We start from the raw sequence: 11713 nt of genomic DNA, 5'->3' as shown, positions 1-11713 counted from the left end.
TAAGCCAAGCAAATAAGTGAGCACTCTCAATTTGGAGGGTGCTTTTTGTTTGCTCAAAAAAAAAAAATAGGGGGAGGCGAAGGTGTGATTAAACAGTATCGGCGCAGCTATTATTTCGATGCCATCAAATTTGAGAGCACCGAAACATCACATATTCAGGAAATCATTGAATTCGTTGGGTTGCCGATCTCCGTCGACTATACGGGTGACGGCGTCAAACTTCGAGTTATTCGCGGCTCGTTGGACGTCTTGGTTGCGGCCGTTGGCGATTACATCGTGAAAGACAAGGACGGTAAACTCGCCGCGGTAAAGGCCGCTGACTTTGAAGGAACATACGAAGAAATCACCGCCTAATGGGCCTTGGCTGAGACTGCCGGGGCCCATTTAAATTACCGGACACAACCGGGCTAAAAAGTGAGGATGATCAAGATGGAATGGCTAAAGAAACTGCTAGAAGCTCAAGGGCTGAGCGGGGACCAGATCAAGGCAATCACCGAGGGGGTGGAGACGAACTATAAGGACTGGATCCCGAAGCATCGATTCGATGAAGTCAATACGGCCAAAAAGAAGGCTGAGGACGAGTTGAAGGATCGCGACAAGCAGCTCGAAGACCTGAAAAAATCGGTCGGCGATAACGAGGAGCTGAAGAAGCAAATCGAGACGTTGCAGGGCGAGAACAAGACGGCCAAGCAGAACTATGAGAACGAGATCAAGGACCTGCGGATGTCGACGGCCCTAAAGTTAGCGCTTGCCGCAGATACCCATGATCCTGATCTGGTCGTCGGCCTCTTGGACAAGACCAAGATCGAGCTGGACGAAGCCGGCAACGTAAAGACAGGTCTCGATGACCAGTTGAAGGGGCTCCGGACTGGCAAGCCGTTCTTATTCAAGGAACAACAAAAGCCGCAGTTTAAGGGCGCCAAGCCGCCGAGCGGAAGCGACCCGGATTTTAGTACGTCGCCGGAGCTAACCGCGCTTCAAGACGCTTATACGAAAGCGGTAGAGAGCAAGAACATGCCGCTGCAGATTTCGATCAAAAATCAGATCCACGCCTTGCAGGTGTCGGAGAAAGGATGATTTTAAATGCCTACAAACGTTAGCGGACAAGGTACTGTCTGGAACCTTCCGAACTATTCCGGAGAGCTCTTCACGGCCGACGCGGAGAATACGCCATTCCTGCAGATGATCGGCGGGCTTACTGGCGGCGGCCTCCAGACGCAGAACTTCGAATTCGCGACAAGTTCGCTCTACGAATATCCGGAAGCCACTCAGCCGGCTATCTCGGAGTCGGCATCGGTGACTGCGCCGACTGCCATCAACTATGTGCGTGACCAATCCAAGAACGTTACGCAGATCTTCCAAGAATCTGTTTCGCTGACGTATGCGAAGCAGTCCAACGGAGGGCGACTTAGCGGCATTAACACCGCGGGCGCGCAGAACAACGCACCGAGCGAGAAGGACTTCCAAATCGCTAGGCAGCTCGGAAAGATCGGCCGCGATGTCGAATGGACGTTCCTTAACGGCACCTACCAAATCGCCACGGCCGCAAACGTGCCTAACAAGACCCGCGGCATGTACCAAGCGGCGGGAACCACGATCGACGCGGCTGGCGTTCGGCTCTCGAAGCCGCTGCTCCAGCAGTTGTTCCGCGAAATGTACGCCAACGGAGCGATTTTCTCGAATGTTGTCCTCTGGCTGAACGCCTTCAACAAGCAGATTGTGTCGGATATCTACGGTTATGCGCCAACCGATCGCAATATCGGCGGTGTGAATATCAAGCAGATCGAGACCGACTTCGGGAACATCGGTATCATGCTGAACCGCTTCAACCCGACGACGTCGCTGCTTGTAGCTGAAATGTCCGTCGTTGCTCCGGTGTTCCAGCCAGTACCGGAGAAGGGCAATTTCTTCTTCGAAGAACTGGGCAAGAAGGGAGCTGCGGACGAAGGTCAAATCTACGGACAAATCGGTCTCGATCACGGTCCGGGCTTCATGCATGGCAGCATCACCAACTTGGATGATGGAGAGTAAGAGAGGGGCTGACCCTCTCTTTTCTCTTTCAGAGGAGGCGCAGACATGGAAGAACTGAAGCAGCAAATCGAGCAAGCGATCGGAATCGCTCCGGAGCTCCGTCGGCTGCTGATCCAGATTGTGGACGGTGTAACGACGTACAACAATACGACTAGCGGGCTGACTGCTACGACGGTGCAAGGCGCCATCGATGAGTTAGCTGCGGCATCGGCAGGAGCGTGATTATATGATTTTCAAATCCGACAAAAAGTCGCTTATCGTCTGGGATAAAGAAGCAGGCAAGCAGCTTGCAAAGTTTGTGGACGGCGAATTCCGTTCCACTGAAGCATCGGTGATTCAGAAGCTTCAGGCCGCGGGTTACTCCGGATCCTCGGAGCCGGAAGACGAGGATGAAGTTGATACAGAACTCGAACAACTGCGGGAACGGGCGCGGGAGCTCGGCGTCGCCAACGTAGAGCGTAAGGGAGCGAAACGGCTCCGCGAGGAGATCGCAGAGGCTGAGGCAGCCGCCACAGGCGGCGGGGGCGGCGACATGGAGCCTGGCCAAGAGAGCGGCAAAGGCAATGGCGACGCTTGATATCGCCGATGCGGTCGAAGTGCGGGAGACGGTAAAGGCTCGGTTCCGCATCGCAAATAACGACTTGGATACGCTGATAGACTCCTACGTACGGGAGATCGGCCGGCGTATTCGGCATTATTGCAACATCATCGATATCCCTGACGATCTTAGCGATGTTTGGGCATCGATGGTCATGGATGCGCTCCGGGTCGAGCAGTCCGACGTACCTGGTATCGCTGAAAACGTGCCTAACAACATGAGCGTGAAGATCGGGGACACATCGACGGCGCCTGCCGGGAGCTCCGGAGAGATAACCGCGACGAATAAATCTGTCATCGATGCGATCGTGCTGAACTATAAGGCTGATCTTCACGCTCATCGAAAGCTGAGGTGGTGATCAATGGTCAACCTGACCGGACATCGCCAAGCAATCGAGCGGTTGTACACGGACCGGGCGACCGTTTACCGCTACATGAGCGTCAAGGATCCGGTGACCCACGAGACAAAGCAGGAAGCGCAAGCAATCTACTCGGATCAACCTTGCCGGATTTCGCAGAAGGCGCTCGCTCAGAACAGCCAGACAGAGGCGCAGAACGACGTTCTGTATGAGACCAAGTTGTTCATCGCACCGGAGCTCGAGCTGCGGCACGGTGACATGGTGGAGGTTATCCGGGGGCGAATCGCGCCGACCGGATGGGAACCGATCGCGGCCCCGAGGAAATATGCAGCCGGCGAGCCGTTCCTCTACTCGACCCACCAAGAGGTCAGCATCCAGCGCAAGGAGTGGGCGTGATGGCCAAGTGGGGAAGCTTCGATTTTGGCGAGCTAAAACGTATGGCCGGCGCCTTCCAGAAGGCTCTTGACGAGCGCGTCATCGAGCGGTTTATCCGTGACTTTTTGCTCGAGATGGCGATGAGGTCCCTTCGAAAGATTAAGAAGCGGACCCCGGTCGATTCCGGGGACCTTCGCCGCAATTGGCAGGTCGGCCGCGTAGAGCGCCAAGGCGACGCCTACGTTGTCGAGATATACAACAACACGGATTATGCCCAGTTCGTCGAGTTTGGCCATCGGACGGGCGCCGACCTCACGCAATGGGTCGAGGGCCGCTTCATGATGACGATCAGCATGCAAGAGATTGAGCGAGAGTTGCCGCGGTATCTGGATAAGCGCATGGCTGAGCTTCTGAACGACCTCATGAACGGGCGACCGCCGAAGAAAGGATGATACGATGCCGCAGGTAACCATCAATGACGTGCGATACGCCGTCAATGCCGCCCTGAACGCAGCGTTCCCGGATGTGCCGATCTTCGGCGAAGAAATCAAGCAGCAACTGAGCCCGCCGGGCTTCTTCGTGCGGCTGCTTGAACCAGCTCACACCCAGGAGCTAGGACGGCGCTATCAGCGGACCCATCCGTTCGACGTTCACTATTTCGCGCCTGAGCGAAAAAACGATGATATGTACGCGATGGCCGAGCAGCTGACGTCCGCGCTGCAGGAAATCCATGTCGCCGGCCGTCCGGTCCGTGGGACGGGAATGAGGTTCGAAGTTGTCGATGAGGTTCTCCACTTCTTCGTTAATTACAATTTTCAAGTTTGGGCGTCGCCGCCGGATGTTCCGGCTATGCAGACCCTAAACGTACGGGAGGAGATTAAGCTTTGACTGCTAAGAAGCAAGCCGAGGCGACCTATACGAAAGCGCAGTTCCTCGCGTCGAAGCAGTTTACGCCGGCGCAGAAGGACGTACTCCGGGCTCTGATGCCTGATGGCGAAAGCCTTACGGTTGATCAGGCCCAGAAGTTGATCAGCGATTACGCGAAGAGGAAGGTGATATAAATGGCAGGAGGAACATGGACGAGTCAAAACAAAGTCCGGCCTGGCGTCTACATTAACACGGTAAGCGAAGCGAAAGCGTCCGGAGCGATCGGCGACCGGGGCGTCGTGACGATGCCGCTCTCGCTCTCGTGGGGACCGGCCAAACAAGTCGTCACGGTTAATGCCGGCGAAGATACCTTCGAGACGCTTGGGTATCCCATCACAGATCCAACTCTGCTACCAGTCCGGGAGGCCCTGAAGCGCGCCAAGACGGCGCTGATTTATCGCCTTGCCGGAGGCACGGCGGCAACCGTGACGGTAGATGTTCTGACCGCGACGGCTAAATACGGCGGCGTGCGCGGTAACGACCTCAGCATCGTCATCCAGTCCAACATCGACGATGGCACCAAGTACGATGTAAAGACGCTGGTTGCCGGCGTCGAGCAGGATGCACAGACGGTCGCAACTGCGGACGAGCTAATCGATAACAATTGGGTCATCTGGTCCGGGACGGGTGCGCTGACGGCATCCGCTGGAGCTCCGCTCACGGGCGGCGCAGACGGGATCCCAGCCGCGCAGGACTATCTCGACTACCTGGAGGCGATCGAGGTCCACGACTTCAACACGCTGGGACTGACGGTGACCGACGCTTCGACGAAGTCGGTCGTTGCTACGTTCGTGAAACGCATGCGGGATGATGAGGGCAAGAAGATCCAGGCCGTCGTCGAGAACTATCCTACGGCCGACCACGAGGGCGTGATTAGCGTCAAGAACGGGGTGGTGCTTTCGGACGGAACAACGCTCACAGCAGCGCAGGCGGTCGCGTGGGTGGCCGGAGCGACGGCTGGGGCAGCTGCGAACCAATCGCTAACCTATGACGCTTATGACGACGCGGTAGACGTGACGCCGAAGTACACGAACAGCCAGATCGTATCGGCGCTGCAGGCTGGTGAGTTTTTTTTCACGGCCAACAATGGTAGAGCTGTCGTCGAACAAGACATCAACACGCTGCACACGTTCTCGCCAACCAAAGGCAAGGCGTTTTCCAAGAACCGAGTCCTGCGCGTCGTGGACGGCCTGGAGAACGACTATATGCGCGTGTTCGCCTCGTCGTACATCGGCAAGGTAGGCAACAACGCAGATGGCCGAAACCTGTTCAAGGGCGAGATCATCAACCTGACGAACCAGTACGTGGGGATCGGAGCCATCCAGAACTTCGACAGCCAATCGGATCTCGAAGTGCTTCCCGGTGCCGACTCCGACGCGGTGGTCGTCAATCAATGGATTCAGCCGGTTGACTCGATCGAAAAAATCTACATGACCGTAACGGTCCGCTAAGGGGTGAGACAATATGGCTTTCATGCGCGAATCTGACGCGATCAGCGGCAAGCAGGCGAAGGCATACGCCACGATCAATGGTCGGGTCGAGGAGTTATTCTACGCGAAATCCATCGAAGCCACGATCGAGAAGAATAAGGTCGATGTCCCGGTTCTGGGAAAGACGAACACGGGGTCTCGGTCCGCGGGCTGGAAGGGTTCCGGAACGTTGACGGTTTATTATGTGACTTCGGTTTTCCGGCAGCTCATGAGGAACTTTGTAAAGACTGGACAAGACTTCTGGTTCGACCTCCAGATCACGAACGAAGAACCGAATTCCGGATCCGGCAAGCAAACGGCCATGCTGATGGGCTGCAACTTGGACAGCATCATAGCTGCCAAGTTCGACGCGACCAGCGACGACATGCTTGACGAAGAAATGCCGTTCACCTTCTCGGATTACGACTTGATTGACCAATTCAACGCCATTACGGGCGCATAACCAGGAGGACATTATGAGTACATTGCAGGATTTTCTGAACGCCAATCCAATCGACGACGTGAGGGACGAAGTCGTCATTTCCGCTCGCTTCCGCGATAAAGACGGCAACCCGATGAAGTTTACTATCCGGGCTATGACGAACCGGGAGTTCGAAGACGTTCGTCGGCGGTCTACCGAGGTCAAGAAAGGACGTAAGGTGGAATTCGACGCTCAGAAGTTCAATACGGCGGTCATTATCAACAATACCGTCGTGCCTGACTTCAAGCACGCGGACAGCATCGCGAAGATGGGCTGCCGAACGCCGGAGGAGTACCTGAATAAGGTGCTGCTGGCCGGGGAGATCGCGGCGCTCGCGGAGCACATCCAGAAGCTCAGCGGCTTTGATGTCGATATGGAGTCGTTGGTCGAAGAAGCAAAAAACTGATCTTGGAGGGCGACTCGGACGCGAATTATGCGTACTACGCTCTCCACAAACTGCGTATCCTCCCGGGACAGTTCATGGACATGCCTCGGGAGGAGAAAGCTTTTGTCATGGCCGCAATCGATGTGCGGATCGAGGCAGAGAAGAAGGAAACTTCTAAAATGAAACAGAAATGACCCTCCCTCGTAATTCAATGGTATAATATAGGCGATTTTGTCAAAAGGGGAGGGTCATTTTTGAAAAAGTTCATTGTTCTTAGTCTGCTAGCAATTTTAGTTCTTGCCGGATGTTCGTCTAAATCAGAAGAAAGTATTATAGCCTTGGACGATTATATCAAGGCCTATTCTGACCAGGGGATTCCGGTGGATCCGGAAGAGAAACCAATGTATGAAATGGCTCAAGCTATTAATGGCGTTATTTTCTATATTGATAATTCCCCGGTAAAAATATACGAGTATGAAAGCAACAAAGATAGGAAAAATGCCGTATCAAACGACCCAACAATGAAAGACTGGCCATCATCCGGAAGGTTCATTCTTGAAACGAACAGCCAAAAGGCAAAAGAAATATTCGAGAGTGTTAAATAAGAAAATTCAAGCATCCCACACTGGGGTGCTTTTTTATATCCAATTATCGCTGAAAGGGGGAGAAAATGAATGACAACGGTGTCCTCGACGCTTAAGCTGTTCGACTCTATGACGAGACCCATGAAAAGCATCACCCAGGGCATGAACATCATGATTAATACCATGCGGCAGCTGGAGAGCGTAACGAGTCAGAACGTGAACGTCGACAAGGCTCTCCTAGCTGCTCAGCAGCGTATTGCCCAGGCTGAGGCGGAGATTAACCGCCAGATTGATCAGTCGAAGAACTCGCAGGATCGCTTTAACCAGTCCATCCGGCAAGGCGAATCCGCGTTTAAGTCCATGGGATTCTCAATTATTGCCCTTAATCAAGGGCTCGAGCTAGCTAGAAAAGGCTGGGACTTCATATCGCAAGGAATGGGTTTGGCGGATGAGGTACTGGGAGCGAATACCCGGCTTTCTCTTATTAACGATGGCCTACGCACGCAAGCCCAACTGCAACAACAAGTCCTAGATACAGCTAATGAAACTCGCGCAAGCTATTTGGCAACTTCGGATCTTGTCTCTAAGCTCGGGATGTTTACTGAGGGAGTATTTAAGGACAACGACCAAATGCTCGCATTCGCCGAACGATTTAATAAGCTGCTGGTAGCTGGTGGGGCCAATACGGTTAGCCGGGAAATCGCAATTCTGCAGATGAGTCAAGCACTCGGTAGCGGTCGCCTGCAAGGTGACGAGCTTCGGTCAATCAGCGAGGCCGCGCCGTTATTGTTGAAGACGTTGTCGGAAGGCATGGGCGTTGCTAGGGGACAGCTTAAGCAATTAGGTGCCGATGGCAAGCTTACGGCTGACGTTATCGTAAAGGCTTTCGAAAAACAAAGCGGCGAAATCGATAAGATGTTTAACCAGATGCCCATGACTTTCGGCGGCGCGATGACCGTTCTAAAAAACTCGCTGTTAACATGGGTCGGAACCTTGAATCAGGCGGACGGACCTTTAAGGAATATTACAGCACAAGTCGAGAAGCTGACGGCATACATCCAGAGCGACAGCGGGCAAAACCTACTCAACGGATTAGCGAGTGGAATCTCGACTGCGGTGTCGTGGTTGGTCTATATGGCAACGCTGATTGCACAGATATACGATTTCATGTCGAATAACTGGCCGACAATCGAACCCATCGTCTGGGGGATCGTGGCCGCGTTCACGGCCTGGCTAGTAGCTACGAAACTGGCCGCAGGAGGCCAGTTTCTCGCATCGGTCTGGACTGGCATTCTGACGGCGGCAATCTTCGCCCAGACCCTCGTGACACAGGGGCTGACAGCAGCATGGCGAGGTTTGAACGCCGCTCAAAAAGCCAATATATTCATTTTCCTTGTCACGCTTATCGTCGGGCTTATCGTATGGCTTGTTAAACTCTGGCAGACCAACGATCAATTTGCGGCGGCACTGATCCGAGGATGGAACAATATACTGAACTTCTTCGATCAGATCCCTATATTCTTTCAGATTGTAGGGAACGGGATTGTAAATGGTTTTCAGTGGGCGAAAGTAGAATCTCTGAAGCTGATGGAGGGACTCGTTAACGGGTCTATCGATAGAATTAACAAACTGATTAATAAATTGAACAAAATTAAAGGTGTACATCTGGACACTATTGATGATGTAGAATTTTCGGCATCTGCGGCAGCTGAAGCCGAAGCAATCAAGCAAGCGGGCAAAGAAGAAGTTAAGGAAATGAAGAAGGAAGCAGCAGAAAACGCGGCAAAACGAGAGCAGAAGGTTCTCGACATGTTGAGCTCACGGGAGGAGAAGCGTAAGAAAGATGAGGATAAGCTGAAAGAGACCCTTGCGGCGCCTTATTCCGGCGTGTCGATGTTCTCACCGGGCGAAGGAGCGAACAACATCAACAAGGTCAACGAGGTCGGTAAGATCAACAGCACCGTCGACATTTCGAGCGAAGACCTTAAGATGATGCGCGAGCTGGCCGAGATGAAGAACATCCAGAACTTCGTGACGCTACAGCCGAACTTCTCGTTCGGCGATACACACGTCAGGCAGGACGGCCGCTCGGTAGACGAGATCATCGCAAATATCGGCGAGCGCTTAAATGAGACAATCGCCTCGTCGGCCCAAGGGGTGTATGTGCTATGACCTATGGAATCTGGCTCAGCTGGAACAACCAGCAGGAGGGCTTCGAGCTTCCAATCCTGCCCGCGGAGATCGGGGCGAGCACGGGAGGCGATGGCGCCAGCCACGACGTTTTCGGCCTTGGCAAAATCAATGTGATCAAGGACCACGGCCTGGCGGAGTATACAATCGAGAGCTTCTTCCCTGCTAATACCAATCCTTTTATCACGGCCGCGATCGTGCTTGAGCCTATGGCTTACGTCGATTATCTCATGCGGTGGTGGGAGACCAAGAGACCGATCCGATTCGTGTACACAGGGAGCACGATGGAGGTCAACATTCCAGCCAGCATCGAATCTTTTGAATGGCGCGAAAAGGCTGGGGCGATCGGCGACATTGAATACACCCTGAAGCTGAAGGAGTATCGCTTCTACGCCGCCCAACAGGTTAAGGTGACGTCGGTCCAATCGACAAACGCAAAGGCTACGGTAACCAAATCTGCTCCTAAGCGTGCGGACGATCGAGTCCCGCCCAAGACGTACACGCTGGCAGCGGGCGATTCACTCTGGACGGTGGCACAGAAGACGCTTGGCGACGGATCCCGCTGGAAAGAGATTCAGACGCTTAACAAAATCAGCGACGCTCAGACCAAGACGTTGAGGGTTGGGCTGGTACTCAACCTCCCGACATCAGGTAAGGCCTATGCTTGAGGTAGTGGTCGTTAATAAAAACGGCCGCGTCTGGGATGTCTCCACGATCAGCGGAAAATTATCCTGGACGACGACGCGAGTCGGAAAGCCGGCATCGATCGAGTTCACCATGATCAGCAGCGGGGTCTATCAGGATCCGTCATTTTCGATCGCCAATGGCGACGTGGTCCGGGTCCGGATGAATGAGGTCAACGTCTTCTACGGTTACGTATTCAAGCTGAAGCAGAACCAGGACGGAGAAATCAGCGTCACGGCATACGACCAGATCCGCTACCTACTCAACAAGGATACGTACGTTTTCAAGGACGTGGAGACGGGCGACGTGATTAAGCAGATTGCGGCCGACTTCAAGCTGAAGGTCGGCACGATCGACAGCACCGGATACCGCATTCCGTCGTTGGTTAGAGACGGTCAAACGCTGATCGATATCATCGAAGAGGCCAACACGAAAACCATTAGCAACGCTGGACAGTTCTTCGTGTTCTTCGACGACTTCGGCGCGCTCTCCCTCCGGCGAGTAAGCCAGTTCTTGGCCGGCTTTTACGTCGGCGACGGCAGCTTATTGACCGGCTTTGATTACGCCGAAGACATTGACTCTGACACGTACAATCAGATCAAGCTCTATAAGGACAATAAAGAAACGGGTAAGAGAGAGATTTATCAGGCCCAAGACAGCGTAAATATTGCAAAATGGGGCGTATTGCAGCTCTATCAAAGCGTCGATGAAAACATGAATGCGGCGCAGATCAACCAGATGCTGACACAGCTCGCATCCTTGAAGAATCGCGAGCAGCGATCGCTGAAGCTCGAAGCCATCGGCGACATCAGTGTCCGCGCTGGAATGTATTTGCCGATCATGATTCAAGCGCTCGGCATCAACCAACCGATGCTCGTCGACGAGGTAAAGCACAGCTTTGACGGAGAACATACCATGTCGATTACGTTGAAGGTGATCTAATGATAGACGCGATTAAGCAAGCGGCATTGGCCGCCTTAGAGGCGTCATGCCCGGTCATCGTCCAGTACGGGACAATTACAAATCCGAATCCGCTCGAAGTGAACGTAGATCAACGGTTCACGCTTGATGCGGATTTTTTAATTCAAACTGAAGCGACTACGGAGCTGAAGGCGACGATTGCGGGCGTCGATTACGTGATCCGTCCCGGGCTCCAGGCAGGCGACCAGGTCGTGCTCGTCCGGCTCCAGGGCGGGCAGAAATATCTCATCTTGGATAGGGTGGTGGAGACGTGATCCCAATAACTGGCCAGGATATTTCGAACACCGTGGAGGTCACACAGCCTTCGCGGACATGGCTGCTCGACTTTGAACGCGGCCGTGCTGCGACGCTGGTCGATAACCTTGACGCGGTCAAACAGGCCGTATATAAGGCGCTCCAGACCGAGCGGTTCGCTTATCTCATTTATAACGCTGATTACGGTGCCGAGCTATCCGGGCTCACAGGGAAAAGCTCCGGCATCGTCGAGTCGGAGTTACGCCGCCGGATCCGCGAGACGCTCCTGCAGGACGATCGTATCAGCGACGTCGTCAATTTTGCCATCGCGTTCGGAGGAGACAGCGCAACAGCCACGTTTACGGTGATTTCGATATTTGGCTCAATTCAGGGGGAGGTGACGGCCAATGTATGAA

The 11713-nt window shown here is 53.9% G+C and carries 19 protein-coding genes; all 19 read left to right on the top strand.

Annotation, left to right across the window (positions count from 1 at the left end; all coding sequences use genetic code 11):
• The first annotated feature begins 45 nt into the window (after positions 1 to 45).
• Positions 46 to 354, top strand: coding sequence for a hypothetical protein (locus tag H7B67_RS01350; RefSeq protein WP_185118004.1), 309 nt, complete (start codon positions 46 to 48; stop codon positions 352 to 354).
• A gap of 75 nt (positions 355 to 429) precedes the next feature.
• Positions 430 to 1077 (top strand): phage scaffolding protein, encoded by a 648-nt coding sequence (locus tag H7B67_RS01345; protein ID WP_185118003.1) that lies wholly within the window; start codon positions 430 to 432, stop codon positions 1075 to 1077.
• Positions 1078 to 1083: 6 nt separating this feature from the next.
• Positions 1084 to 2031, top strand: a complete 948-nt coding sequence (locus H7B67_RS01340) for an SU10 major capsid protein (protein WP_185118002.1) — start codon at positions 1084 to 1086, stop codon at positions 2029 to 2031.
• Between the two features lie 45 nt (positions 2032 to 2076).
• Positions 2077 to 2253, top strand: coding sequence for a hypothetical protein (locus H7B67_RS01335; protein ID WP_185118001.1), 177 nt, complete (start codon positions 2077 to 2079; stop codon positions 2251 to 2253).
• A gap of 4 nt (positions 2254 to 2257) precedes the next feature.
• The gene (locus H7B67_RS01330) at positions 2258 to 2608 is read left to right on the top strand and encodes a hypothetical protein (RefSeq protein ID WP_185118000.1); all 351 of its coding nucleotides are present in this window, start codon (positions 2258 to 2260) and stop codon (positions 2606 to 2608) included.
• Positions 2595 to 2987: a DNA-packaging protein gene (locus H7B67_RS01325; RefSeq protein ID WP_185117999.1), complete on the top strand. Its 393-nt coding sequence runs from the start codon at positions 2595 to 2597 to the stop codon at positions 2985 to 2987. The genes H7B67_RS01330 and H7B67_RS01325 overlap by 14 nt, the downstream gene beginning before the upstream one ends.
• 3 nt (positions 2988 to 2990) lie before the next feature.
• The gene (locus H7B67_RS01320; protein WP_185117998.1) at positions 2991 to 3383 is read left to right on the top strand and encodes a DUF6093 family protein; all 393 of its coding nucleotides are present in this window, start codon (positions 2991 to 2993) and stop codon (positions 3381 to 3383) included.
• Positions 3383 to 3814, top strand: a complete 432-nt coding sequence (locus H7B67_RS01315) for an HK97 gp10 family phage protein (RefSeq protein WP_185117997.1) — start codon at positions 3383 to 3385, stop codon at positions 3812 to 3814. The genes H7B67_RS01320 and H7B67_RS01315 overlap by 1 nt, the downstream gene beginning before the upstream one ends.
• Before the next feature lie 4 nt (positions 3815 to 3818).
• Positions 3819 to 4250 (top strand): phage tail terminator family protein, encoded by a 432-nt coding sequence (locus H7B67_RS01310; RefSeq protein WP_185117996.1) that lies wholly within the window; start codon positions 3819 to 3821, stop codon positions 4248 to 4250.
• Positions 4247 to 4423 carry a hypothetical protein gene (locus H7B67_RS01305; protein ID WP_185117995.1) on the top strand — a complete coding sequence of 59 codons (177 nt, stop codon included), beginning with the start codon at positions 4247 to 4249 and terminating at the stop codon, positions 4421 to 4423. The genes H7B67_RS01310 and H7B67_RS01305 overlap by 4 nt, the downstream gene beginning before the upstream one ends.
• Positions 4424 to 5740: a phage tail sheath family protein gene (locus H7B67_RS01300; RefSeq protein WP_185117994.1), complete on the top strand. Its 1317-nt coding sequence runs from the start codon at positions 4424 to 4426 to the stop codon at positions 5738 to 5740. It abuts the gene before it with no gap.
• A gap of 13 nt (positions 5741 to 5753) precedes the next feature.
• Positions 5754 to 6221 (top strand): phage tail tube protein, encoded by a 468-nt coding sequence (locus tag H7B67_RS01295; protein WP_185117993.1) that lies wholly within the window; start codon positions 5754 to 5756, stop codon positions 6219 to 6221.
• 13 nt (positions 6222 to 6234) lie between these two features.
• Entirely contained in the window at positions 6235 to 6645 is a 411-nt protein-coding gene (locus tag H7B67_RS01290; RefSeq protein ID WP_185117992.1) for a phage tail assembly chaperone, read from the top strand.
• Between the two features lie 233 nt (positions 6646 to 6878).
• Complete coding sequence (locus H7B67_RS01285) at positions 6879 to 7229, top strand: membrane lipoprotein lipid attachment site-containing protein (RefSeq protein WP_185117991.1); 351 nt, start codon at positions 6879 to 6881, stop codon at positions 7227 to 7229.
• 69 nt (positions 7230 to 7298) lie between these two features.
• Positions 7299 to 9380, top strand: a complete 2082-nt coding sequence (locus H7B67_RS01280; protein ID WP_185117990.1) for a tape measure protein — start codon at positions 7299 to 7301, stop codon at positions 9378 to 9380.
• Positions 9377 to 10066: a LysM peptidoglycan-binding domain-containing protein gene (locus H7B67_RS01275; protein ID WP_185117989.1), complete on the top strand. Its 690-nt coding sequence runs from the start codon at positions 9377 to 9379 to the stop codon at positions 10064 to 10066. Before H7B67_RS01280 ends, H7B67_RS01275 begins: the two co-directional genes overlap by 4 nt.
• Positions 10059 to 11024: an XkdQ/YqbQ family protein gene (locus H7B67_RS01270; protein WP_185117988.1), complete on the top strand. Its 966-nt coding sequence runs from the start codon at positions 10059 to 10061 to the stop codon at positions 11022 to 11024. Before H7B67_RS01275 ends, H7B67_RS01270 begins: the two co-directional genes overlap by 8 nt.
• Positions 11024 to 11317 (top strand): DUF2577 domain-containing protein, encoded by a 294-nt coding sequence (locus H7B67_RS01265; RefSeq protein WP_185117987.1) that lies wholly within the window; start codon positions 11024 to 11026, stop codon positions 11315 to 11317. The genes H7B67_RS01270 and H7B67_RS01265 overlap by 1 nt, the downstream gene beginning before the upstream one ends.
• Complete coding sequence (locus tag H7B67_RS01260; protein WP_185117986.1) at positions 11314 to 11712, top strand: contractile injection system sheath initiator; 399 nt, start codon at positions 11314 to 11316, stop codon at positions 11710 to 11712. The genes H7B67_RS01265 and H7B67_RS01260 overlap by 4 nt, the downstream gene beginning before the upstream one ends.
• Position 11713: the final 1 nt, after the last annotated feature.

Origin of the sequence: Cohnella thailandensis, assembly GCF_014212135.1 — a bacterium.
Classification (GTDB): domain Bacteria; phylum Bacillota; class Bacilli; order Paenibacillales; family Paenibacillaceae; genus Cohnella; species Cohnella thailandensis.
Note: the sequence above shows the minus strand (reverse complement) of the source record. Positions and strands in the feature narration are given on the sequence as shown.